24 protein-coding genes are annotated in these 23417 nt (G+C 51.9%); 17 read left to right on the top strand and 7 right to left on the bottom strand.

The features are described 5' to 3' along the window. Nucleotides 1–17: 17 nt before the first annotated feature. Nucleotides 18–1841: a B12-binding domain-containing radical SAM protein gene (locus E6C60_RS15885; RefSeq protein WP_138226737.1), complete on the top strand. Its 1824-nt coding sequence runs from the start codon at nucleotides 18–20 to the stop codon at nucleotides 1839–1841. Between the two features lie 71 nt (nucleotides 1842–1912). Here E6C60_RS15885 and E6C60_RS15880 read toward each other — a convergent pair whose 3' ends face one another. From E6C60_RS15880 to E6C60_RS15865, 4 genes are all read right to left on the bottom strand, one after another. Beyond that, nucleotides 1913–2872 (bottom strand): alpha/beta fold hydrolase, encoded by a 960-nt coding sequence (locus E6C60_RS15880; protein WP_175415431.1) that lies wholly within the window; start codon nucleotides 2870–2872, stop codon nucleotides 1913–1915. Nucleotides 2873–2947: 75 nt separating this feature from the next. Continuing rightward, complete coding sequence (locus E6C60_RS15875) at nucleotides 2948–3916, bottom strand: type I phosphomannose isomerase catalytic subunit (RefSeq protein ID WP_138226735.1); 969 nt, start codon at nucleotides 3914–3916, stop codon at nucleotides 2948–2950. 43 nt (nucleotides 3917–3959) lie between these two features. Continuing rightward, nucleotides 3960–4550, bottom strand: coding sequence for a tRNA 5-(aminomethyl)-2-thiouridylate-methyltransferase MnmM (locus E6C60_RS15870; RefSeq protein ID WP_138226734.1), 591 nt, complete (start codon nucleotides 4548–4550; stop codon nucleotides 3960–3962). After that, nucleotides 4550–5506: a tRNA modification radical SAM protein MnmL/YtqA gene (locus tag E6C60_RS15865; RefSeq protein WP_138226733.1), complete on the bottom strand. Its 957-nt coding sequence runs from the start codon at nucleotides 5504–5506 to the stop codon at nucleotides 4550–4552. The genes E6C60_RS15870 and E6C60_RS15865 overlap by 1 nt, the downstream gene beginning before the upstream one ends. A 226-nt stretch (nucleotides 5507–5732) precedes the next feature. Here E6C60_RS15865 and E6C60_RS15860 point away from each other — a divergent pair, with 226 nt between their 5' ends. Further along, entirely contained in the window at nucleotides 5733–5921 is a 189-nt protein-coding gene (locus tag E6C60_RS15860) for a hypothetical protein (protein ID WP_138226732.1), read from the top strand. Between the two features lie 187 nt (nucleotides 5922–6108). Continuing rightward, nucleotides 6109–6822, top strand: a complete 714-nt coding sequence (gene trmB, locus E6C60_RS15855; protein ID WP_138226731.1) for a tRNA (guanosine(46)-N7)-methyltransferase TrmB — start codon at nucleotides 6109–6111, stop codon at nucleotides 6820–6822. 72 nt (nucleotides 6823–6894) lie between these two features. Here the strand turns inward: trmB and E6C60_RS15850 are convergent, their stop codons facing one another. After that, the gene (locus E6C60_RS15850; protein WP_138226730.1) at nucleotides 6895–8022 is read right to left on the bottom strand and encodes an MGDG synthase family glycosyltransferase; all 1128 of its coding nucleotides are present in this window, start codon (nucleotides 8020–8022) and stop codon (nucleotides 6895–6897) included. Nucleotides 8023–8666: 644 nt separating this feature from the next. On the opposite strand from E6C60_RS15850, the gene E6C60_RS15845 reads away from it, so the two are divergent. The 5 genes from E6C60_RS15845 (at nucleotide 8667) to E6C60_RS15825 (ending at nucleotide 11834) form a co-directional block, all read left to right on the top strand. Then, nucleotides 8667–9905 carry a glycosyltransferase family 2 protein gene (locus tag E6C60_RS15845; RefSeq protein ID WP_138226729.1) on the top strand — a complete coding sequence of 413 codons (1239 nt, stop codon included), beginning with the start codon at nucleotides 8667–8669 and terminating at the stop codon, nucleotides 9903–9905. Between the two features lie 283 nt (nucleotides 9906–10188). Further along, nucleotides 10189–10683, top strand: coding sequence for a translation initiation factor IF-3 (gene infC / locus E6C60_RS15840; protein ID WP_138226728.1), 495 nt, complete (start codon nucleotides 10189–10191; stop codon nucleotides 10681–10683). 27 nt (nucleotides 10684–10710) lie between these two features. Beyond that, nucleotides 10711–10911, top strand: coding sequence for a 50S ribosomal protein L35 (gene rpmI / locus E6C60_RS15835; RefSeq protein ID WP_106766633.1), 201 nt, complete (start codon nucleotides 10711–10713; stop codon nucleotides 10909–10911). A 30-nt stretch (nucleotides 10912–10941) separates the two neighbouring features. Beyond that, nucleotides 10942–11301, top strand: coding sequence for a 50S ribosomal protein L20 (rplT, locus tag E6C60_RS15830; RefSeq protein WP_138226727.1), 360 nt, complete (start codon nucleotides 10942–10944; stop codon nucleotides 11299–11301). Nucleotides 11302–11450: 149 nt separating this feature from the next. Next, complete coding sequence (locus E6C60_RS15825) at nucleotides 11451–11834, top strand: hypothetical protein (protein WP_138226726.1); 384 nt, start codon at nucleotides 11451–11453, stop codon at nucleotides 11832–11834. 3 nt (nucleotides 11835–11837) lie between these two features. Here the strand turns inward: E6C60_RS15825 and E6C60_RS15820 are convergent, their stop codons facing one another. Continuing rightward, nucleotides 11838–12302, bottom strand: coding sequence for a GNAT family N-acetyltransferase (locus E6C60_RS15820; protein ID WP_233281036.1), 465 nt, complete (start codon nucleotides 12300–12302; stop codon nucleotides 11838–11840). Between the two features lie 588 nt (nucleotides 12303–12890). On the opposite strand from E6C60_RS15820, the gene ilvB reads away from it, so the two are divergent. The 4 genes from ilvB (at nucleotide 12891) to E6C60_RS15800 (ending at nucleotide 17910) form a co-directional block, all read left to right on the top strand. Next, nucleotides 12891–14633, top strand: coding sequence for a biosynthetic-type acetolactate synthase large subunit (gene ilvB, locus E6C60_RS15815; protein WP_138226725.1), 1743 nt, complete (start codon nucleotides 12891–12893; stop codon nucleotides 14631–14633). Nucleotide 14634: 1 nt separating this feature from the next. Continuing rightward, nucleotides 14635–15126 carry an acetolactate synthase small subunit gene (ilvN, locus tag E6C60_RS15810; protein ID WP_138226724.1) on the top strand — a complete coding sequence of 164 codons (492 nt, stop codon included), beginning with the start codon at nucleotides 14635–14637 and terminating at the stop codon, nucleotides 15124–15126. Nucleotides 15127–15272: 146 nt separating this feature from the next. Continuing rightward, entirely contained in the window at nucleotides 15273–16265 is a 993-nt protein-coding gene (gene ilvC, locus E6C60_RS15805; protein ID WP_138226723.1) for a ketol-acid reductoisomerase, read from the top strand. Nucleotides 16266–16371: 106 nt separating this feature from the next. Next, nucleotides 16372–17910 carry a 2-isopropylmalate synthase gene (locus E6C60_RS15800; protein WP_138226722.1) on the top strand — a complete coding sequence of 513 codons (1539 nt, stop codon included), beginning with the start codon at nucleotides 16372–16374 and terminating at the stop codon, nucleotides 17908–17910. An 88-nt stretch (nucleotides 17911–17998) separates the two neighbouring features. Here E6C60_RS15800 and E6C60_RS15795 read toward each other — a convergent pair whose 3' ends face one another. Beyond that, the gene (locus E6C60_RS15795; RefSeq protein WP_138226721.1) at nucleotides 17999–18979 is read right to left on the bottom strand and encodes an aldo/keto reductase; all 981 of its coding nucleotides are present in this window, start codon (nucleotides 18977–18979) and stop codon (nucleotides 17999–18001) included. Nucleotides 18980–19202: 223 nt separating this feature from the next. On the opposite strand from E6C60_RS15795, the gene leuB reads away from it, so the two are divergent. The 5 genes from leuB (at nucleotide 19203) to E6C60_RS15775 (ending at nucleotide 23416) form a co-directional block, all read left to right on the top strand. Beyond that, complete coding sequence (gene leuB / locus E6C60_RS15790) at nucleotides 19203–20285, top strand: 3-isopropylmalate dehydrogenase (RefSeq protein ID WP_138226720.1); 1083 nt, start codon at nucleotides 19203–19205, stop codon at nucleotides 20283–20285. Nucleotides 20286–20446: 161 nt separating this feature from the next. Then, nucleotides 20447–20986, top strand: a complete 540-nt coding sequence (locus tag E6C60_RS15785) for a peroxiredoxin (RefSeq protein ID WP_138226719.1) — start codon at nucleotides 20447–20449, stop codon at nucleotides 20984–20986. A gap of 317 nt (nucleotides 20987–21303) precedes the next feature. Further along, nucleotides 21304–21711, top strand: a complete 408-nt coding sequence (locus E6C60_RS15780) for a hypothetical protein (RefSeq protein ID WP_138226718.1) — start codon at nucleotides 21304–21306, stop codon at nucleotides 21709–21711. 220 nt (nucleotides 21712–21931) lie between these two features. Beyond that, nucleotides 21932–22111, top strand: coding sequence for a hypothetical protein (locus E6C60_RS21185; RefSeq protein ID WP_217496343.1), 180 nt, complete (start codon nucleotides 21932–21934; stop codon nucleotides 22109–22111). A 183-nt stretch (nucleotides 22112–22294) separates the two neighbouring features. Continuing rightward, nucleotides 22295–23416, top strand: a complete 1122-nt coding sequence (locus E6C60_RS15775; protein WP_138226717.1) for an ATP-binding protein — start codon at nucleotides 22295–22297, stop codon at nucleotides 23414–23416. The last annotated feature ends 1 nt before the right edge of the window (nucleotide 23417 follow it).

The following is a 23417-nucleotide window of genomic DNA, read 5'->3' as shown; positions in this document are numbered from 1 at the left end:
AAGTTAGGTCGTGAAGCATGAAAGTCATCCTGTCTACATTAAACGCAAAATACATCCATACCTCCCTGGCGATTCGCTGCCTGAAGGCGTACAGCGAGCATGACTTTGACATTGAGCTAGCAGAGTATACGATCAAGGATCCGGTGATGAATATCGTCTCCGATCTGTTTCAGCGCCGGCCGGCGGTGGTGGGCTTCTCCTGCTATATCTGGAATATTGAAGAGACGATCAAGGTTATTGATATTCTCAAAAAAGTAATGCCGGAGGTGACCATCGTCCTCGGCGGTCCGGAGGTGTCCTACGATACCGGGTATTGGATGGAGCGGCTCGTCAACGTTGATTTTATCGTCATGGGCGAAGGGGAAGAGACGCTGCACCATCTGCTGAAGACGATCGAGGGAGATCAGAAGTATCATTTCGTGTACGGGATTGCATACCGCAAGGGGAGTGAGACGGTCATCAATCCTCCGCGCCCGAAGGCGGAGCTCAAGGATTTACCCTCGCCGCACCGGTTTCAAGAGGATATTCCGCATCTGGCAAACCGTGTCGTCTATTTCGAGACAAGCCGGGGCTGTCCCTTTAACTGCCAGTTCTGCCTGTCCAGTATTGAGGTGGGCGTGCGCTACTATGATATTGAGCGGACCAAGGCGGACATTCTGTATCTGATTGACCAAGGGGCCAAGCTCATCAAATTTGTGGATCGGACCTTTAACATCAAGCGGGACTATGCACTGGATATGTTCGCGTTTCTGATTGAGAATCATCAGGGCTGTGTGTTTCAATTTGAGATTACTGCTGATATTATGCGGCCGGAGGTGCTGGATTATTTGGCCGAGCATGCACCGCCGGGAATCTTCCGCTTCGAGATCGGGGTACAGTCCACGAATGACCCGACGAATGAGCTGGTGAAGCGCAGACAGAATTTCTCCAAGCTGACCCGCACGGTAACCAAAATCAAAGAAAGCGGCAAGATTGACCAGCATCTGGATCTCATTGCCGGCCTGCCGCTGGAGGATTACGATACGTTCCGCAAAACGTTTAATGACGTATTCGCATTGGGGCCGGAGGAGCTGCAGCTCGGCTTCCTGAAAATGCTTCGCGGTACAGGGCTGCGAATTGATGCAGCCAAATACAATTACACGTACATGGACCATGCGCCGTATGAGATGCTGAGCAGCGATGTGATGCCCTTCACCGATATTGTCCGTCTGAAGCGGCTGGAGGACGTGCTGGAGAAGTATTGGAATGCCCACCGGATGGACCATACCTTAAACTATCTAATGACCCACAGCTTTCCGTCCCCCTTCGACTTCTTCCAGGCCTTTGGAGACTACTGGGAGGGGCAGGGCTGGCAGAAGATCGGTCATCAGCTGGAGGATCTGTTCACTCGGCTGAACGCCTTCCTGCTGGAGCGGGGCACGCCGCAAATGGATGTCATTCAGGGACTGATGAAGCTCGATTATTTCCTGGGTCATAAATATAAGCCGCGCAAAATCTGGTGGGACTTCACGCAGAATAAAGACGAGTGGACTTCACTGGTCAAAAAGGCTGTCGAGCGGGCTCAGGACTTTACTGACGACTTCGCACAATTAGGCATTGGAGAGCGGGAGCTGCAGAAGCATGCGATGATCGAGGTGCTGCCTTTCGACCTGGAAGAAGTGGTGGCGAAGCGCGGCCTGGCAGAAGCAGAAGTGCTGGATGCAGCAGGCGGGTCAGGGAATGCTGCTTCCGCGGCCTTCAGCAGGGATCATTCTTCTCAGGCCACGCTGCTGGTTGTGCTGTATCAGCAGCACACGCCGGACGGGAAGCCCCGGTATTTTACCGCCAAGCTGGAAGGGTAAGAAATCTAAAGCATCACAGAACCCAAAACGTCCGGAAATCACTCAAGAGTGGCTTCCGGACGTTTTTTAGGTTACATCAGAGGCGCGGGATTCAAAGGCTCTTCACACTGCACATGGCTGTCCAGCCAGTGGAGCACATCTCCCTCGACCTCCCGCCGATTGGTCTCATGCAGCATTTCATGCCTGCCGCCGGGATACAAGCGGTATTCCAGCTGCTGTACCCCGCGCTCCCGATACATCTGGATCAGGTTCCGTACTCCCTTGCCCCGCATCCCGACGGGATCGTCCTCCCCGGAGAAAATATAAATCGGCCTGTTCTTCACAAGCCCCTTCAGCAGCTTCGGCTGGTGAATCTCACGCAGCAGTGTGAAAAACTCCATGAAGAAGCGGGTGGAGCAGATCTGGCCGCAGTACGGGTCCTCAACATATCGACGTACCTCTTCTTCATCCCGAGAGAGCCAGTCAAAGGCGGTTCGGATGGGGCCGAGGCCTTTGCTGTAGGGTCCGAACACGATCGTGTTCAGAAGCAGGCTGCGGTGCATTTGTCCCTGAAGCCGTAATTGCAGTGCGGCAAGGGTCTGCCCGAATGACAATAGACCGCGGGGACCGTTCGAGCCTGATAGAAGGTAGCCGTCATAGGCAGTCCCTTCGGTACACATGATTTTTTGGACAAGGAAGGACCCCATGCTGTGTCCCAGCATAAAGAGCGGAAGCTCCCCATATTGCTTCCGAATGATGCCTTGCAGCAGCAGCAGATCGGCGATCATGCCGTTGAAGCCGTTCTCCCCGGCATCACCTAACCGATCGATCTGACCCGCAGTGCGGCCATGGCCGCGGTGGTCATTGGCATACACCGCATAGCCGTTTGAGCTCAGCATAGCGGCGAGTTCAGCATAACGATCACTGGTCTCGCACATACCATGGGCAATTTGAAGCACAGCCTTGACAGGGACTCCGGCCGGCGGGGTCCACCGTTGTACGAAAATGTCCATGCCGGCATCGTTCAGCATGGTGAAGCTTTCGTGCTGCATCACTCAGCCACCTCCACATGCGTTGTCCTGGTTTGAAGCAAAGCGGTTATAAATCGGATGACATCATGAAATGGCTTAAGGCAGGTAGGAGCGGAGCACCACTGCATGGCCTTCAAGAGAGTAGGATCCCAGATTCGCTGGAAGCAGGAAGCATTGGCCGGAAGTGAACTTCTGGGAGCCGCCTTCCCATGTCAGGGTGCCTTCCCCTTCACAGGTTACGAGAATCGTAAAGCTGTCTTGGGTAGTGCCGAGACTCCATTCTCCCTCCACGATGCCCTTCTCCACGACAAAATAAGGAGAGGCAGCCAGCTGAAGCCACTGGCCCGGTACTGCCTGGTCTGTGCTCATTGTTGTCGCACCGGAGCCTTCATAAGCAGTTACATTCAGGGAATCCTCGACATGCAGCTCCCGCGGCTTGCCATCGAGGCCTGGACGGTTATAATCATAAATCCGGTACGTTGTGTCGGAGTTTTGCTGAATTTCAGCAACGACAACACCCGCACAAAGAGCATGAACGGTACCGGCAGGGATGTAGAAGGTGTCACCCGCCTTAACAGAGACCTCCTGCAGAGAATCCATGACGGAGCCGTTCTCCAGAGCCGTCTTTAAATCCTCGCGCTTCACGCCTTCCTTCAAGCCGTAAATGATCTTGGCATCGGGCTTGGCGTCAAGCACATACCACATTTCAGTCTTGCCGAGCTCTCCTTGAGGCAATCCTGCATAATCATCTGTAGGGTGTACCTGGACGGACAAATCATCGTTGCAGTCCAGCAGCTTGATCAGCAGGGGGAAACGGCCGTTCTTCTCAGAGAAGCCTTTATTTCCGAACCATTCCCGGCCCATTTGTTCCCGGATCTGGTCCAGTCCGGTTCCGGCGAGCTCGCCGTTCGCAACCGTCGTAGTGCCGTTTGGATGATCGGCGATCATCCAGCCTTCGCCGATTTGTCCTTCCGGAAGGTTAAGGCCGAACTGCTCCAGGGCACGTCCGCCCCAGACGCGTTCCTTGAATTCGGGCTGAAATAATAGCGGATACGGTTTTGACATGATGTAATCATCTGCCTTTCACGTGTTTTTTGGATTCAATCTATCATAACGGCTTTTTTCGTTCCAGTGCAATAAGATAAGGCGCATCATCCCGCTGCAGCCCGCGATACAAAATACACTGCGCGGTAAGCTGCGGAATGCCGGCGCACCAGGATTCTACAGCGGCAGCTTCCTCTCTGCCGCCTTCATGGCCGGGATAGAGGACAATGGTCATGATGCCGCCTGGCGCCAGCAGCTCAAGGCCCGCCTCCAGTGCGGGCAGTGTGCTTGAAGGTGAGGTGATTAATGCCTTGTCTGCCCCCTCTGCCGGCAAATAGCCCAGGTTGAACATGATCGCAGACACCTTGCCGCGGCAGGAGGGAGGCAGCAGCTCCAGCATGGCATGGTGGCTGCCCAGCACAAGCTCCACCTCGGCAAGTTTCTTTGAAGCCGCTCGCTCCAGGCGTTCCCGGGTTAATTGCAGCGCCTGCTCCTGGATATCCAGCGCATAGACCTTGCCCCTGCTTCCAGCCTTCTCCGCAAGAAAAAGGGTATCTGCGCCTGTTCCGGCGGTGCCGTCCACGGCGATTCCCCCGGCAGAGAGGCGCTCGGTTACCAGCTTGTGCGCAAAGCTCAGCACAGATAGAAATCCCATCAGCCCAGCTCCTTCCATAGCTTGCCCTGCCATGTATTACGGCGCTTCAGCTCGGCATCAATGCCGTTTAGAACTTCCCATTTGCGTCTGCTCCACATGGGACCGATCAGCAGGTCGCGAGGAGCATCGCCGGTCAGCCGGTGGACAATCATCTCCGGCGGAAGAAATTCCAGTGTGTCTGCAATAAGCCCGATATATTCATCCTGCTCCAGAAAACGGAGCAATCCCGCCTCATATTGCTTGACCATAGGGGTCTTGCGCATCAGATGCAGCAGGTGGATTTTGATGCCCTGAACGTCCATCCCTGCAACCGCGCGGCCAGTGGACAGCATCATCTCATGATCCTCCTGTGGCAGGCCGTAAATAATATGGGAGCAGATTCGGATATTGTGCCTGCGCAGCTTTTCTACGGCCTCATAATAACATTGTGTATCGTGGGCGCGATTGATCAGCTGGGAGGTGGATTCATGTATCGTCTGCAGACCCATTTCTACCCATAGATAGGTACGCTCGTTCAGCTCAGCGAGGTATTCCACGACATCATCCGGCAAACAATCCGGCCGTGTAGCAATCGACAGCCCGACGACACCCGGCTGCTTTAGAATGGTTTCGAAATACACTCGTAGCTCTTCTACGGGAGCGTAAGTATTCGTATAGGCCTGGAAATAGCCGATATACTTGGCGTGCGGCCATTTCTGGTGCTGCCGGTCGCGGATGGTGTTGAATTGTGTCACCAGGTCATCGCGGCGGCTGCCAGCGAAGTCACCGGAGCCTCTTGCGCTGCAGAACGTGCAGCCGCCCTTGGCGATCGTGCCGTCACGATTCGGGCAGGTAAAGCCGGCGTCCAGTGTCACCTTGAACACTTTTTCCTGGAACACCTCCCGCATTTCTGCATTCCAGGTATGAAATCGTTTGTCGCCCCACAGCAGGGGAGCTTCATGAGTGGATGTCAGCATAGGATCTCCTTTATATATGATCGTACCCATTGTAACAAATAGTTGTCACTTGATCATTTCATTTGCCATTTGATATATTTTAGAAAGAGTACTGTACGACAAAGTTTCAGCAGCTTGACTCATGGGTATAATATTAGCAGGACGTGAAATTTTTTCTTCAGGATTATCTCATAAGTGTAGAGTTTGGTGGATATACTGATCTACATCTACAGAAGAGGTGATTAGAATGAATTCATCGTCAACCAGCAGTACCAGCAAGGACAAAATCTCTGTGGAACTAACTCCGGAGGAAGCACTAGCCCTGACCGGTGTGGAGTTTAACGGTAACCCGAAGGTCAAATCAAGCGCCCAGCGCAAGATCAGGGATGCATTTGAGAAAACCTTTGAATTTGCCCCTTCTCATCCGTCACATTAACCACAGACTGACATTCGCGGAACCCCAATTCCAAATATATTGAGGGAGGAGCCTTTTTCTCTGCAAAGAGAGAGGGGTCCTCTTTCTTTTTGTCCCAAAGTTGGAGGCAGCTCTTTACTTTTGAGGTCAAGTTCGGCACAATATCACAAGGTTCGTAATTTTATAGCAATAGGGTCGGAGGTATATTATGCGTTTACGGGGACGAAAAGGGATCCGGGAAAGCCTGGAGGAGCAGCAGGATATTGTTGTTCTGAATCCCAAGGAATATAAAGGAAAATGGTCGTCGCTATTTGGCAATGATCGGCCGATTCATGTCGAATTCGGGATGGGCAAGGGTCAGTTTATCAGTCAGATGAGCTACCGCAATCAGGAGATTAATTTCATTGGCGTGGATATGTATGATGAGCTTATTCGCCGTGCCAGTGAGAAAGGACGCCTCGCGTGGGCGGAGGAAGAGGTAGAGTCTCCTCCTAATCTGCAGCTGGCGCTGATGAATATTGAGAACGTCGAGGATGTGTTTGAAGAAGGCGAGCTGGAGCGAATTTATTTGAATTTTAGTGATCCGTGGCCCAAGAAGAAGCATGGCCGCCGCCGCTTGACGCATCCAAGATTTCTGGATAAATATGTCCGCATTCTGAATGAGCGCGGAGAGATCCACTTCAAGACGGATTCAGTCAGCCTTTTTCAATTTTCGCTGAATGCATTTGCCGATTACGGACTGCAAATGACCAACATTTCGCTGGATTTGCATGCGGAAGGGCCGAACGAGGAGTTTGTCATGACGGAGTATGAGTCGAAGTTCTACTCGCAGGGCATGAACATTCATCGCTGTGAGGCGATCGTAGGACAGGAAGCGCTGGAGCGTTACCGGAAGCAGCGTCTTTCGAAATACGGCGTCTAGCCTAAGCGGAGAGAGGCTTGCTCACCATACGTGGTGGGGAGTCTCTTTTTTATTTTATGGGAACAGCCTGTCTCAGTGCTGGACAGGCTGTTCCTGAAGCATTTCCAAGATGCTGAGTGCGCTTTGCTTCGGGAAATATTTCTCGGTATTGGCAAGGTTCTTCTGCCGTTCCTGCACGACGTCGTCGTAATGCTCCACTAAACGGTGCATCCAGCGTCCCAGCACCTCCAGAGAATCAATGGGCTCTCCCAGGCCCTGTGCCGTAAAATACTGAAAATTCTCTTCCTCCTGACCCGGCAGCGGGTGATGAAACAGCATGGGAATCCCTTTGGCCAGCCCCTCCGTGCATGTCATCCCGCCGGGCTTCGTAACGAGCAGGTCAGACACCTCCATCAGCCGGTCCACTTCCTTGGTAAAGCCAAGGATATGAATATGAGGATGACCGTAGCGGTCCTGTGCCTCCATTTCGCGGCGCGCCTCCTCATTGCTGCCGAAGCAGAAGATGATCTGGACCTGATCCTTCCAGCGGGCCAGATATTCATGGACCACCTGATCCTTCATCATCCCCCATCCGCCTCCCATAACCAGGATCGCCGGGAGGTCGGACAGCCCGAACTCCCGGCGAATTTCATCTTTGCTTGGTCGCTTCCAGAAGTCCGGATGGACGGGAATGCCTGTAACCTGAATTTTGGCCCGGGACACGCCTCTGCTCCGCAGCTTCCGCTTGACCTCCGGTGTAGAGACAAAGTATCGGTCTACCTCCGGGCTGATCCACGTATCATGGGCATCGTAATCCGTAATCACGGTGCACAGCGGGACGCGGGCGCCCAAGCGCTTGAGCCTGGAAATGACGGCGTTGGGAATAAAGTGTGTGCAGACGATCAGATCCGGGTTCAGCTGCTGCACGACGTCCTGGGTGCTCGTATAAAAAATCCGGTGCAGCGCGAGAGACGTAAAGCGGTTGAAGGATTTCTGATGACGGTACATATATCCGATCAGGCGAGGCTTTGAAATCAAGGTTTTGCGGTATGCTGAAATGATGAGCGGAGCCATCTTCGGGTTCAAGAAGCTGCCGAGCTCCAGCACCTTAGTTTGAACGTCCGGTGCGCATTGGCGCAGACTGCTTGCAAGCGCATGAGCGGCCTGGGTATGGCCGGCGCCAAAGCCCTCGGACAATAGCAGGACTCTTTTTTGTGCCACGTTTCGTCACCTGTTCCTGAAGCAATTTTTGTAATCCTAACATAATGTGTTCTGTTGAGGAAAGCAAACCAAAGCTGCTATGCGCGCTGCCTGATTGACGCTATAGGTGACAGGGTGCAGTCCCGGGTTCATAGGTCTGCCGTTCCCAAAACTTACCTGTCAAGAAGGGTCTAAGGCCTTTTGACTGCCCCCGAAAGGATCGCTACAATTAGAGCTGCGTGATTCAAAAGATGGCAAGACAGGTTATTAAAACCTGAACATGAACGCAAACCTTTTGGGTCTTTTTAGCGTTAAAGAAATGGGGCGGACAACAAGTTCAGGAAAAAAATGAACGCGGCATGAAATAAAAAGCATGAAAACGGATGAAAATAGAAATTAAAGCGTGCTGAGGAAGAGCCTGCTGGCATGAAGCTCGGCGGGAAAGCTCTTTTTAATAGAAAATCTCACGAATTAGAGCTTCTGGCGCTTTTGACAAACGCACGTAAAGGATGGAAAATCGAAATGACGTGCAGAGCTTGATACAATACAAAGAACCCAAGCTTTTTACGTCAGCTTCTCCGGCACCACAAAGGGTCATGCAGCTTTACAATCATCAGAGAGAAAAAAACATTCTCAGGGTAGAAAAAAGGGGGTAGCGGGGAATCATGACAGACGCCATTTTTATCGCACTGCAGGTCTTGCTGGCTGCGATTGGTGTGTACCAGTTTGTATTCTCTATATTTGGGATGTACACCAAAAAGAAAAAGAAGCATTTTGAACCGAGAAAATCGTTCGCCGTCCTAGTGGCCGCTCATAACGAGGAGCAGGTCGTCGGTGCACTGATGGAGAACCTGAAGCAGTTGAATTATCCGAGGGAGCTCTACGAGGTATTTGTCATTTGCGATAACTGCACAGACCGTACCGCAGACATCGTCCGAGAGCATGGCATGCATGCTTGCGTACGTACGAACCAGAACCTGCGCGGCAAAGGGTATGCGATTGAGTGGATGCTGAAGGAATTGTGGGCTATGCCGCGGCAGTTTGACGCCGTTGTCATGTTTGATGCCGACAATCTGGCTCATCCAGATTTTCTGAAGGAAATGAATGACGATCTGTGCTCCGGCGCGAAGGTCATTCAAGGCTACATTGATACCAAGAATCCGGAGGATTCCTGGATCACTGCCGCTTACGGAGTATCCTACTGGTATATTAACCGTCTGTGGCAAAATTCCCGCCATAATCTGAATATGGCGAATTTCCTGGGCGGCACGGGCATGTGCTTCGAAACCAACCTGCTGAAGGAAATCGGCTGGGGTGCAACGAGCCTGGTAGAGGACCTGGAGTTTACGATGCGCAGCGTGATGCGGGGCATTCATCCGAAGTTCAACTATCATGCCAAGGTGTTTGACGAGAAGCCGCTCACATTCAAGGCTTCTGCCAGACAGCGCCTGAGATGGATGCAAGGTCATTTCACCGTAGCAAGAAGATATTTCTTCCCGCTGCTGTGGCGCGCACTGAAGGAACGCAGCATTGTGAAGCTGGATCTGGCGCTCTATGGAGCGAACGTATATATTGTACTGCTCACCTTTATCCTGACGGCCGTGCTTTGGGCAGATGCAGCCTTCTTCGACGGTCCGAACATCGCGAATCTGTATGGACAGCTTCCAGTGTGGCTGAGCTTTACCGCAATCGCGGCGAATGTGCTCACCTTCCTGACGGCTATGATTCTGGAGAAGGTTACCTTCAAGAAGGTATATGCTTATCTGGTGCTCTTCCCGGTGTATCTGCTGTCGTGGTATCCAATCACGGTGTATGCGTTCTTCACGCAGAACAATAAGCAGTGGAGCCATACTCAGCACACCCGGGTAGTACGCCTGGAGGAAGTGCAGAGCAAGCAGGGGTAAGCTCAGTATTGAAAAAGGTTGACAGGGTTATGTTCTCTGTGATACACTCATTGGGTGTCTTGAACAGAATACTGATTGCAAGCAGAAGCGCCGCTTCTCACCTGATCGACTCCTGTCGGCTGGTATGATCACGAACCCTAACGAACATTTACGTTCATGTTAAGATTGTGTATCACACGGGATGCCGGCGATTGACCGGCATCCCTTTATTTTTTTAAGTCTTCTGACCTTAGTATTCTCACGAACAAAAAATCGGAGGTGGAGAACGATTAGTAAGGAACATATGATCAACGACGAAATTCGGGCGAGGGAAGTACGTTTGGTTGGCGCGGAAGGTGAACAGATCGGAATCAAGCCGATTCGGGAAGCGCTGCAGATGGCAATCGACCTCAATCTTGATTTGGTCAACGTAGCCCCTCAGGCGAAACCGCCGGTCTGCCGCATCATGGACTATGGTAAATTCCGTTATGAGCAGCAGAAGAAAGAGAAGGAAGCGCGCAAGAACCAGAAGGTTGTCGATATCAAGGAAGTCTGGTTCCGTGCAAACATTGAGGAGCATGACTACCAAACGAAGCTTCGCAATGTGGTGAAATTCTTGAAGGACGGCGACAAAGTGAAATGTTCCGTTCGTTTCCGCGGCCGTGAAATCACGCATGCCAATATTGGCCAGAAGATTCTGGAGCGCGTAAAGACGGAAGTGGCCGAGCTCAGCGTGATCGAGCGCCAGCCGAAGCTGGAAGGCCGCAGCATGATTATGATCTTGGCTCCTAAAGCCTAAGAGACATTTAGAGGAGGAAGAAGTACAATGCCTAAAATGAAAACACACAGCAGCCTGAAAGGCCGCTTCAAAATCACCGGTACTGGTAAAGTAAAGCGTTATAAGGCTTACAAAAACCACCTGCTGTCCCACAAGTCCAAGCGTGCGAAGCGTGTTCTTGGAACAAGCCCGGTTATGGCACCTGGGGATGTAAAGCGTTTGAAGCAAGGTCTGTCCAACCTGAAATAGTAAACAACATATATTGGGAGGTTCTTAAATATGGCACGAGTTAAAGGCGGCTTTGTGGTTCGTCGCAGACATAAAAAAGTATTGAAGCTTGCAAAGGGTTATTTCGGTTCCAAACACCGCATTTTCAAAACAGCTAAAGAACAAGTTATGAAATCCATGCTGTATGCATACCGTGACCGTCGTCAGACGAAGCGTAACTTCCGCAAGCTGTGGATCGTTCGGATCAATGCGGCTGCACGTCAAAATGGTCTGTCCTACAGCAAAATGATGCATGGCCTGAAGCTTGCAGGTGTGAACATCAACCGCAAAATGCTGGCTGATCTGGCTGTAAATGATCTGAATGCATTTAACTCTCTGGCTACAGTTGCTAAAGAAAAGGTAAATGCTTAATTATAGCTTTTGTTAAATAAGAGAACCGCTCCGGTATGGAGCGGTTCTCTTATTTATGCTTTGCCTATGTTGCTGGCAGAGGGCGATGAAACAAGCGAAATCGGTACAGGGGACATAGACTGGATCTATATTACCCGAGGAGGGATTTCATGCAGAAGCCTGTCAGCAAGAAAGAGGCGAAGCGGTATGTAGGTAAGACCATTGTGGCATATAAAAAGGATGGCACAGTGGTAAAGGGCAAGCTTGTCAGAATTTCGGGAGACCGGCTTTATCTTGAAGCCGGGAGAGGCAAAGAGGCCAGGATCAAAGCGATTGCTCCGCTCGTGCTGTTTGATCTGCTAGCGATCGGGACAGCGCCGTTTGCTTATGGTCAATACGGCTATGGAGGCGGATATAAAGGCGGTTATGGCGGTGGCTATGGTGGAGGCTATGGTGGCTATGGCAGCGGCTATGGCGCAGGAGGATACGGGTACGGCCCGGGAGCCGGGCCGGGTTACGGAGGATACCCGCCGTACGGAGGGTTCTTCTGGTAGGCTTCACCACGTCTTCTCCAGCTCATAGCAGTGGCTGGTGCTGTGGGTACGAATAATCTGGTAGCCGAGCTTGTGGTAGAACCGGAGCCCCTTGCGGTTGCCGGCATCCACCATAACCTTGGCAAGCCTGCAGCCCCTGGAGCGGGCGAAGCCTTCAGCCTGCTCCATGAGGGCGGCTCCAAAGCGTCTTCTCTGGGCCGCAGGAGCCACGGCCAGCATATCAATATACATCAGCTCCCCATGCAGCATGAAGTGAATGAAGCCAACCGGAGCCTCGCCTGAGTCCCTGCAGGCTACGAAGGTTACTCCGCGGCGCAGCCGGGCCGGCATATCCTTGCGGATGACCTCAACCTCCTTGGGCTTCAGGTGGGTCAGGGGAACAAGCTGGGTCTCGATCAGCTGGACAATGGCAGGATCATCGAGGCCGGGATGACGGTAGCGGATGATCTCTGAACGCCTCCCTTCCATGAACTTTCAAGGGCTGCATTATTGTATGCTGCAAGGCTGAAGCAGGTGAAATGGAGTCCTGACGGAGCGTGACGCCGTTGATGTAAATGGCACGAATAAAAAAGCTGACGCTGAACGTAAAATAAAACAGTTGACTTATGGATTCAATGAATCATATAATGTTTCTAAACATTTTAACGAAATATATTCCATCGGCAATGATGAGGACGAAGTTTAAAGGGCTCTTTTGCTCAGAGAGTGGAGAGATTTGCTGCAACCTCCACCAAAATCCCTTTTATACGAGCTCACCTCGGAGCTGTTTTCCTGAAAAACCCAGAACCTTACGCTTCAACGCATTAAAGGTTCACCGTCTATTAGGGAAAATCGTTTGGTTCACGTTACGAACGTCAGATATTGGAGCCTTTGTATGTCAACAAAGGACCTTCATACCTGCTGAGGCTTTACATTGCGAAATGTGAAGCAAATATGGGTGGTACCACGGAAGCGTAAACCTTTCGTCCCTCACGCGGCTATAGTCCGCAGTGGGGGCGGAAGGTTTTTTTGATGTAATGTAGGTTTGACAGGTAATTTTTGAGAGGAGGATGACTGATGAGCGCGCAAACTCCAGAAGTGCGGTCTACAGAGCAATTACGTGAGAAATGGATGAAGCCTGAAGTAATTTCCGGATCGGAAATTTTGCTTCGGAGTCTTCTTTTGGAAGGTGTCGAATGCGTCTTTGGATATCCCGGCGGCGCCGTTCTCTATATTTACGATGCCATGTATGGATTTGAGGATTTCAAGCACGTCCTGACACGCCATGAGCAAGGAGCAATCCATGCGGCTGACGGATATGCCCGTGCCAGCGGCAAGGTCGGAGTCTGCATCGCGACCTCCGGTCCTGGTGCAACGAACCTCGTCACCGGCATTGCAACAGCATATATGGATTCTGTGCCGATGGTTGTCATTACCGGCAACGTGGCAACAAGCCTGATCGGCACCGACGCTTTCCAGGAAGCGGACATTACGGGTATTACGATGCCTATTACAAAGCACAGTTATCTGGTGCGCGATGTGAAGGATCTGCCGCGCATCATCCATGAAGCCTTCCATATCGCCTCGACAGGCCGTAAGGGACCGGTGCTGATTGATATTCCGAAGGATGTATCCGCCGCGAAGGAGCTGTTCCAGCCGCCAGGTGACGTACAGCTGAGAGGCTACAATCCGCGGACCGTGCCGAACCGCCTGCAGCTCGACAAGCTTTGCCGGGCAATTGGCGAGGCAGAGCGCCCGCTGATTCTCGCTGGCGGCGGCGTGATCTACTCCGGTGCCCATGAAGCATTGTATGAATTCGTGACGCGGACGCAGATTCCGATTACGACTACGCTGCTGGGGCTGGGAGCCTTCCCGAGCGGACATGAGCTGTGGACCGGCATGCCGGGCATGCACGGTACCTACACCTCGAACCATGCGATTCAGCAGAGCGATCTGCTCATTAACATCGGTGCCCGCTTTGACGACCGTGTCACCGGCAAGCTGGACGGCTTTGCACCACATGCCAAGATCGTTCACATTGATATCGATCCTGCCGAGATTGGCAAGAACGTGCCGACAGACATTCCGGTCGTTGGCGATGTGAAGACGGTGCTGGAAATGCTGAACCCGATTGCACCGGCTGCAGCCAAAGCCGATGCCTGGAGAGCCCAGATCTCCGAATGGAAAGGGACTCACCCGTTCAAGTACCAGGATTCAGAGGAAGTGCTGAAGCCGCAATGGGTCATTGAGATGCTCAATGAAACAACGAACGGAGAAGCAATTGTAAGCACGGACGTGGGACAGCATCAGATGTGGGCAGCCCAGTATTACAAGTTCAACCAGCCGCGCTCCTGGATTACATCCGGAGGACTGGGAACGATGGGCTTCGGCTTCCCTGCTGCGATCGGTGCCCAGATGGCTCACCCGGACCGGCTGGTCATCTCGATCAACGGAGACGGCGGGATGCAGATGTGCTCCCAGGAGCTGGCGATTTGCGCGATCAACAAGATTCCGGTCAAAATCGTAGTGATTAACAACCAGGTGCTGGGCATGGTTCGTCAGTGGCAGGAGCTCATTTACGATAACCGTTACAGCCATATTGATCTTTCCGGCAGTCCGGATTTTGTAAAGCTGGCTGAAGCTTATGGTGTCAAGGGACTGCGCGCGACGAACAAGGAAGAAGCTCGCAAGGCATGGGCGGAGGCCATGGATACGCCAGGGCCGGTGCTGATCGACTTTGTCGTTGCCAAAGGCGAGAATGTATATCCGATGGTGACCCAAGGGTCCACTATTGACCAAATGCTGATGGGGGATGCGTGAGATGAGCGGTTTTAAACATACGATTGCCGTATTGGTTAACGATCAGCCTGGTGTCCTCCAGCGGGTTGCAGGTTTGTTCGGCCGCCGCGGCTTCAACATTGAGAGTATCACAGTGGGACAGTCCGAAGAGGTCGGATTGTCCCGGATGGTCATTGTTACCACAGGGAGCGATACCACCCTGGAGCAAATTGAGAAGCAGCTGTACAAGCTCATTGACGTCATCAAGGTGATTAATCTCAGCTCCAAGCCGATGGTAGCCAGAGAACTGGCACTGATCAAGGTCAAAGCCGAGCCTTCGGCAAGACCGGAGATCCTGGGCGTAGTAGAGACCTTCCGGGCCTCCGTTGTCGACATTGGTGCAAACAGCATGATGGTTCAATCTGTAGGCGATACCGGCAAAATTGATGCCATCATTGAGCTTTTGAAGCCATATGGCATTCAGGAGCTTACCAGAACCGGTGTCACCGCGATGATCCGGGGCAATGCACAGTAACATTGTAATACGGGCAAGTTATCATTGATCCGCAAGCCTGCCTGGAATGAGCGGGAATTTGAGTAGATTTTGGACGACATTCTCAGGTCTGCTGAAATACCCGCTCATTCATGAAGGGGCTTTATATTAAAGGAGGATTTATACTAATGGCAATTACAACGTACTATGAACAAGACGCAGAACTGAGTGTACTGAAAGACAAGACGATCGCAGTAATCGGTTATGGCAGCCAGGGACATGCCCAGGCGCAAAACCTTCGTGACAGCGGACTCCGTGTTGTGATTGGCCTTCGTGAAGGCAAATCCTTCGACAAGGCGAAGAATGATGGCTTCGAGGTTCTTTCCGTAGCCGAGGCTGTTCAGCAAGCTGATGTGGTTCAAATCCTGATGCCAGACGAAACTCAAGCTTCAGTATACAAGAACGACATCGAGCCGAACCTCAAAAAAGGCGCAGCCCTGATGTTCTCCCACGGCTTTAACGTTCACTTTGGTCAAATCGTAGCTCCAAAAGAAAATGACGTGCTGCTGGTAGCACCAAAGTCCCCTGGACACATGGTTCGCCGTACGTATGTTGAAGGCTTTGGCGTACCTGGCCTGATCGCGATCGAGAAGGACGCTACAGGCAATGCTAAGGCTATCGGCCTGGCTTATGCCAAGGGTATTGGCTGCACGCGTGCAGGGGTTATTGAAACCTCCTTCCGTGAAGAAACCGAAACTGATCTGTTCGGGGAGCAGGCTGTTCTGTGCGGCGGCGTATCCGCTCTGATCAAAGCAGGCTTTGAAACACTGACAGAAGCTGGATATGCTCCAGAAATGGCATACTTCGAGTGTCTGCATGAGCTGAAGCTGATCGTTGACATGATCTATGAAGGCGGCCTGGCTTCCATGCGTGATTCCATCAGTAACACAGCCGAGTACGGTGACTATGTAACCGGACCACGCATCGTTACCGACGAAACGAAGAAAGCGATGAAGGAAGTACTGTCCGACATCCAGCAGGGTAAATTTGCCCGCGACTTCATCCTGGAGAACCAATCCAACCGTGCGTTCCTGACCGCTACACGCCGCAACGAATCCGAGCATCCGGTAGAGGTTGTGGGTGCGCAGCTGCGTGAAATGATGCATTGGATCAAGAAGTAACAGCGTATACTGGACTATTCATAACCAAGCGCCGGCGGCTAGGGACAGCCTTGTTCCTGCCGCCGGAACTATATATTCTGCCAAAGAACTTTAAGGAGGTGTCAGCATGCGTAAGATTTATGTGTTTGATACGACACTGCGGGATGGGGAGCAATCACCGGGCGTGAACCTGAACACGCGTGAAAAGGTAGAGATCGCCCATCAGCTTGAAAAGCTGGGAATCGACCGCATGGAAGCAGGCTTTCCAGCCGCATCACCCGGGGATTTGGCCGCGGTAAATGCTGTAGCGCGAGCGGTTAAGGATGTGACTGTCATCGGATTGTCCCGTTCCCGAGAGAATGACATTGACGCCGTTCGGGAAGCGCTGATTGGTGCACAGGACCCGTGCATCCATGTGTTTCTGGCGACATCGCCGATCCACCGCAAGTTTAAGCTGCGGATGGAGAAAAGCCAGGTGCTGGAAACCGCGCAGGCGGCGATCCGGTATGCCAAGAAATACTTCTCCAAAATCGAATTTTCGCTCGAGGACGCTGGCCGGACGGAGCTGGACTTCATGTCCGAGGTTGTAGGCATGGCGGTACGCGAGGGTGTTCAGGTTGTGAACATTCCGGATACCGTAGGATATATGAATCCGGCGGAATACGGAGCTATTTTCAAGCACCTCAAGCAAAGTGTGCCGGGTATTGAGCAAGTACAGCTCAGCGCCCACTGTCATAACGATCTGGGTCTGGCAACAGCCAACACCCTGGCAGCAATTCTGAACGGTGCCGACCAGATTGAAGGCACAATTAACGGTATTGGAGAGCGTGCCGGTAATACAGCGATCGAGGAAATAGCGATGGCGCTAGCAACACGTCAGGAATTTTTCCAGGCCAAGACCGATCTGACGCTGACGGAGATTGCACGTACGAGCCGTCTGGTCAGCAAGCTGACGGGTATGGTGGTACCGGGGAACAAAGCGGTTGTAGGCGCGAACGCCTTCGCCCATGAGTCCGGGATTCATCAGGACGGTATGCTGAAGGAGAAATCCACGTACGAGATCATGACTCCGGAATCCATCGGACTGAAGGAAAGCAAGCTGGTGCTGGGCAAGCACTCCGGACGCCATGCGTTCCGCGAGAAGCTGCTGGAGCTGGGGTATGAGCTGGGTGAAGAGCAGGTGAACGACGCTTTTGCCAAATTCAAGATTCTGGCAGACAAGAAGAAGGAAGTGTCGGATGAGGACATCCTGGCGATTCTGGAGGAGAAGCTCATTGATACTCCGGAAGTGTTCCAGCTCAAAACGATGTTCGTGACGTTCGGCAATGAAGCCACACCGACGGCCAAGATTACGATCGAAACCGCGGACGGCCTGATTGAAGAGGAAGCTGAGGGCAACGGCTCTGTGGATGCAATTTATAACGCCATCGACAAGGTCACGGCTGAAGAAGTTACGCTGTCTGATTATTCCATCAAGTCGGTTTCGCAGGGTAAGGACGCTCAAGGTGAAGTACATGTCGTTCTGACGCAGAACGAGGTGTCTGCGCAAGGGCGCGGGCTGAGCACAGATATTCTGGAAGCCAGCGCGAGAGCCTATGTGGATGCGGTCAATCAGCTGATTGAGAAGCGGAAGACCTTCGGGAAGCGGGACCGCGTGACATTGTAATCTGACAACCGCAGGAAAGTGTATAAAAATGGTGCCGGGATGTTTGAATCCGGCACCATTTTTTTGTCAAGAGAGATTGTCTTATCCGTTACCAGGCGTAGGCCTGTGGCGCAGTGCCTCCGGGACCCGGGAAAATCTCGTCCAGAGCCTTCATGACGGATTCGTCCAGCGTCACCTCTAGACAACGCAGAGAGCTTTCCAGCTGCTCCAGTGTACGAGGGCCGATAATCGGAGACGTCACCGCAGGATTGGCGGCCACCCAGGCCAACGCTACAACGTCCTGCGGCTCGCCCAGCTCCAGGCACAGGGAGGCGAACTGCTCCAGCTGTGTCCGGTGCTGCTCAACCCGCTCGTCATTGCCGCCGCTGCGGGAGCCTTGAATCTTCTTCAATGCATTGCGTCCAAGCAGTCCGCCGTCCAGCGGGCTCCACGGAATGACACCCAGACCGTAATGCTGAGCGGCAGGAAGCACTTCCAGCTCTGGCAGGCGGCAGTTCAGGCTATATTTGTGCTGCTCGGATACCAGGCCCAGAAAGTGCCGGCTCTTGGCTTCAGACTGCGCGGCTGCAATTTGCCAGCCTGCAAAGTTACTGGAGCCAACGTAGCCGATTTTGCCCTGCTGCACGGCGACCTCAAACGCACCCCACATTTCATCCCAGGTGACCGAAAGATCACTGTGATGCATCTGGTACAGCTCGATGTGATCAGTCTGCAAGCGCTTTAGAGAAGCGTCGAGATGACGGCGCACCTTGTAGGAGGACAGACCGGCATGATCGTTCGGTCCATCTAATGGATCGCTCATCGTGCCGTACATTTTGGTGGCGAGGACCACCTTCTCCCGGCGTCCGCCGCCCTGCTGAAACCAGCGTCCGATAATGCTTTCTGTCAAACCGGAATTCTCACCCCAGCCATACACATTGGCGGTGTCAAAAAAATTAATGCCGGCATCCAGCGCAGTATCCATAATCCGGAAGGCCTCTTTTTCATCAGTGACAGGTCCAAAATTCATGGTGCCTAAACAGAGGCGGCTGACCTTCATGCCGGATTTTCCGAGCGGAGCAAATTGCATCTTGTCATCTCCTTCGTAGTTTAATGAACTGCAGCGTACTTCTCTCTATTCTAAAGAAGGATCACGGATGATAGCAAATTTAGGAGAATGCAGCTAACTTATAGGCAAAGCTTATTAAGTTCATAGATTCTATATCTTGGTCAAGCTTGACTAAACTATGATACAACAGTGAGTAGGATAAAACGGATGAATTACGCATTTACATATGAAGGAGTGGATTTACATGTCAGAAACGAAGAAAATTGCGGTTATTGCTGGGGACGGGATTGGTCCCGAGGTTGTAGCAGAGGCAGAGAAAATTATAAAGGTAACGGAAGAGGTTTTCGGGTACTCCTTCAGCACAGAGCATGCTCTGTTTGGCGGCATTGCCATTGACGAGAAGGGAACTCCACTGCCGGCGGAAACGCTGGAGGTGTGTAAGAATGCGGATGCGGTGCTGCTTGGAGCGGTTGGCGGTCCGAAGTGGGACAATAATTCGAAGGAGCTGCGTCCTGAAACCGGTCTGCTCGGCATTCGCAAAGAGCTGGGACTATTCTCGAACCTTCGTCCGGCCGTTATTTTTGATTGCTTAAAGGATGCGTCCACCTTGAAGCCGGAAGTGCTGGAAGGCACCGACCTGATGGTTGTCCGTGAGCTGACTGGTGGAATCTACTTCGGTGAGAAGTTCAGACGTGAAGGTGCTGGCGGCGAAGAAGCAGTAGATACCTGCGTATACAACACGGCTGAGGTCGAGCGTATTGTACGTCAGGCATTTGAAATTGCGGGCAAGCGCCGCAAGAAGCTGGCTTCGGTCGATAAAGCGAACGTTCTGGAAACCTCCCGCCTGTGGCGTGAAACCGTCAACCGCATCGCGCCAGAGTATCCGGAGATCGAGCTGGAGCATGTCCTGGTTGACAATTGTGCGATGCAGCTGCTGCGCCGCCCGGCAAGCTTTGATGTCATCGTAACGGAGAACATGTTTGGTGATATCCTGAGCGACGAGGCCGCGATGCTGACAGGCTCGATCGGCATGCTGGCTTCGGCTTCTATGGGCGAAGGCAGCTATGGCTTGTACGAGCCGGTACACGGATCAGCTCCGGACATCGCAGGCCAAGGCCTTGCGAACCCGATTGCAACGATCCTCTCGGTAGCGCTGATGTACCGTCTGACCTTCGGTTATTCCGACGCTGCAGATGCGATTGAACGGGCTGTAGCTGAGGTGCTGGATGCCGGTCACCGCACTGCGGACATTGCGGTAGACAAGAGCCAAGCGCTAAGCACTACAGAGATGGGCGACCTGATTGCGAAGGCCATCCGCAAAGCGTAATGAACTGATTTCCTTAATTATAATGATTATAATAAAATAACATCTATAATCTTGACTTTGCCATTTTGCAATGATAACATCATTAAGGAACTGTTCCCGGAACATAAATTATGTGTATGTACAAGCTGTTGGCTTGCACACCTTAAGGAGGAAAATCAATCATGGCAGAACGTTTGGTTGGTAAAGCTGCACCAGATTTCACAATGGAAACCGTATCCGGCGATGGCAAAGACTTTGGTAAAGTCAGCCTGTCCGACTACCGCGGCAAGTGGCTTGTATTCTTTTTCTACCCGCTGGATTTCACCTTTGTATGTCCTACTGAAATTACAGCTTTGAGCGATGCATATGAGCAATTCAAGACATTGGACACTGAGGTTCTGGGCGTAAGCGTGGACTCTGTTCACAGCCACAAGGCTTGGATCAATGCCTCCAAGGATGCTAACGGCCTGGGTCAGCTGAACTTCCCGCTGGCTTCTGACATCACGAAGAACGTTGCTCGTGACTACGGCGTCCTGATCGAGGAAGAAGGCGTAGCTCTGCGCGGCCTGTTCATCATCGATCCGGAAGGCGAACTGAAGTACCAAGTCGTTAACCACAATGACGTTGGCCGCAGTGTAGAAGAGACGCTGCGTGTTCTGCAAGCTCTGCAATCCGGCGGTCTGTGTGCAATGAACTGGAAGCCAGGCGACACGAACCTGTAATTGAACCTGGACTTTTTCATACGAAAGCTCTCAATCCCTTGATAGAGGAAGGGAACGAGAGCTTTTTCGTTTCAATATTGATGTTTAATTGATCCCCGCGGGGTTGAAATATAAGTAGCGCAAGTTTAGTGTATATGATAGTAGACATTCTGGTTAGCATAGGATCTGTATATTCGTGTAGTTCTTTCATAACATAACGTAAGGGTCATTTGACTCAATTTTGAGGTAAGCGGGACAGCTTGAAGGAATCATAGGGGCTGAAAGCGAATACAATATCGAAAGCATAAGCTATGGATTGACAGGGGAGGGTGAACAGTATGAGTTTTTGCTGCGGAGCTAGTATGGTGGGAACAAAAGGTACATTGAAGCATTATCGGACCCAGGTGCATAATGTTCCCCTGTTGTTTTGTCCGGTATGTCAGCGTATTGAAGTTCATCATCGGGTAGAGAATGAGTATGAGATCCTCGCGGAATACGCTCATGGCGACGGTGCAGCCCATGTGGATTTTCAAGACTACGTGATGGAAGATGAAGAGACGATCTTCGAAAATGTGGTGAACCGCGAATCCGAGGATGCGCTGGAGGTTGTACAGAGCCAGATTGACATGTCTCTCGATCTCCTGGCCGTAGCCAAATGGATGCAGGATGAGAAATGGCAAGGAGAGCTCAAGCGCCGGCTTGCGGTGATGAGTCAGCGCAGGCTGCAGCTTCAGCATAAGGCATAGTATAGATCTAGGGGGTGTCCCGGGAACGCTTCAGTGCGTTGAGGGACAGCCCCTTTTTGTTGCCGTTGGGGGCCGTGAGGCGGCCCGGAGGTGTATCGTATGCGAAAAACCGAACTCGATGCGTCGCACGCCTGCCCCCGCGCCATATGAACGCGAAAAACTGAACTCGATGCGTCGCTCGCCTGCCCCCGCGCCAAACGAATGCGAAAAACCGAACTCGATGCGTCGCTCGCTCGCCCCCGCGCCAAACGAACGCGAAAAACCGAACCCGATGCGTCGCCCGCCCGCCCCCGCGCCATATGAACGCGAAAAACCGAACCCGACAATAGTCTCTCAAGAGGCCGGAAGCATGCACTTTATGAACAAGGCGGCTCTTCCATATAAATTTACCTTTACATAACTCGTAACGTTTTTTTGCACATTTGATGTATTTCGACAGTTTCTCTGATTGACGGCTATTCCTTCCAGTGACTATGATGGAGAAAATACAGATTTTACAATTTTTCCGCCGCCGTTATGTTGTTTTGTCGTATGCCGTTACCATTTTCGACCTCATTATCTGATGGAGAGAGGGGGAGCTCGTTTGTTGAGTGATGTTCAACAAGCCGGCCCGAAGGACATGAGGGCTTTACAAAGCAGTCAGCTGGTGAGAAATAAGTATGAGAATATTCTGGAGAACCTGGATAGTGGAATTATTCTTTTTGACAGTGAAGGGGTACTTGCGTTTGTTAATGTACAGATGGCCAGACTGCTGGGAGTGCCTAGGACATCTATGGCGGGGTGCACATTGACACAGCTGCTAAGACATCCCGGAATTACCCGCTTTAAACGAAAGAAAATTATACGGATTTTTCGCGAGACCGTCTTTCACCGCAAAAAAAACCACGAGCTGGTTGATGAATACGGCCGATCCTGGCTCATTACCATGACGTACGGTGACCAGATGGAAGGAGATTTTTTAATAAGTGTCAAGGACGTATCCGAGTTTAAACAAATCGAGCAAACCGCTTACCAAAACGACAAGCTCGCCATGCTGGGTAAAATATCAGCTTCGATTGCCCACGAAATCCGGAACCCTCTCACCTCAATCCGCGGATTCATTCAGCTCCTTCGTCCACACCTGATCACGATGGGAAAAGATGAATATGTACGCATTATATTGATGGAAATTGATCGTGCGAACGATATCATATACGAATTTTTAAACTCATCCAAGCCGTCTGCTCCCCAAACGACCATGATTTCGGTGCTATCGTTACTAAAAGAGGTTGCGCTTCTTACAGAGAGTGAGGCTCTTATGAAAGGCTGTCAGATTGTTCTCCATATGGATGAAGTCGATGAAACAGCCATCTCTGTCGATGTGAAGCAGATCAAGCAGGTCATCCTGAACCTGGTCAAAAACGCGTTGGACGCCATGGACGGCGATCACAGCCACATTCAGGGCAGAATTGAAATTTGGGCCTCGCGGGTGGAGAAGCAAGTACATATCCGAATTGCGGACAATGGAAAGGGGATGGACCATCATACGCTGAATCACCTGTTTAATCCATTTTTTACGACAAAAGAGGGAGGGACCGGACTTGGACTGTCTGTCAGCTATCGCATTGTACGGAACCATGGAGGTTCAATTGCAGTAGAGAGTCAGGTCGGAAATGGGACAACCTTTATGATAACGCTTCCAGTTATGGATGTTGCGCAAGAGTAAG

Source organism: Paenibacillus algicola (assembly GCF_005577435.1).
Lineage (GTDB): Bacteria > Bacillota > Bacilli > Paenibacillales > Paenibacillaceae > Paenibacillus_AQ > Paenibacillus_AQ algicola.
Note: the sequence above shows the minus strand (reverse complement) of the source record. Positions and strands in the feature narration are given on the sequence as shown.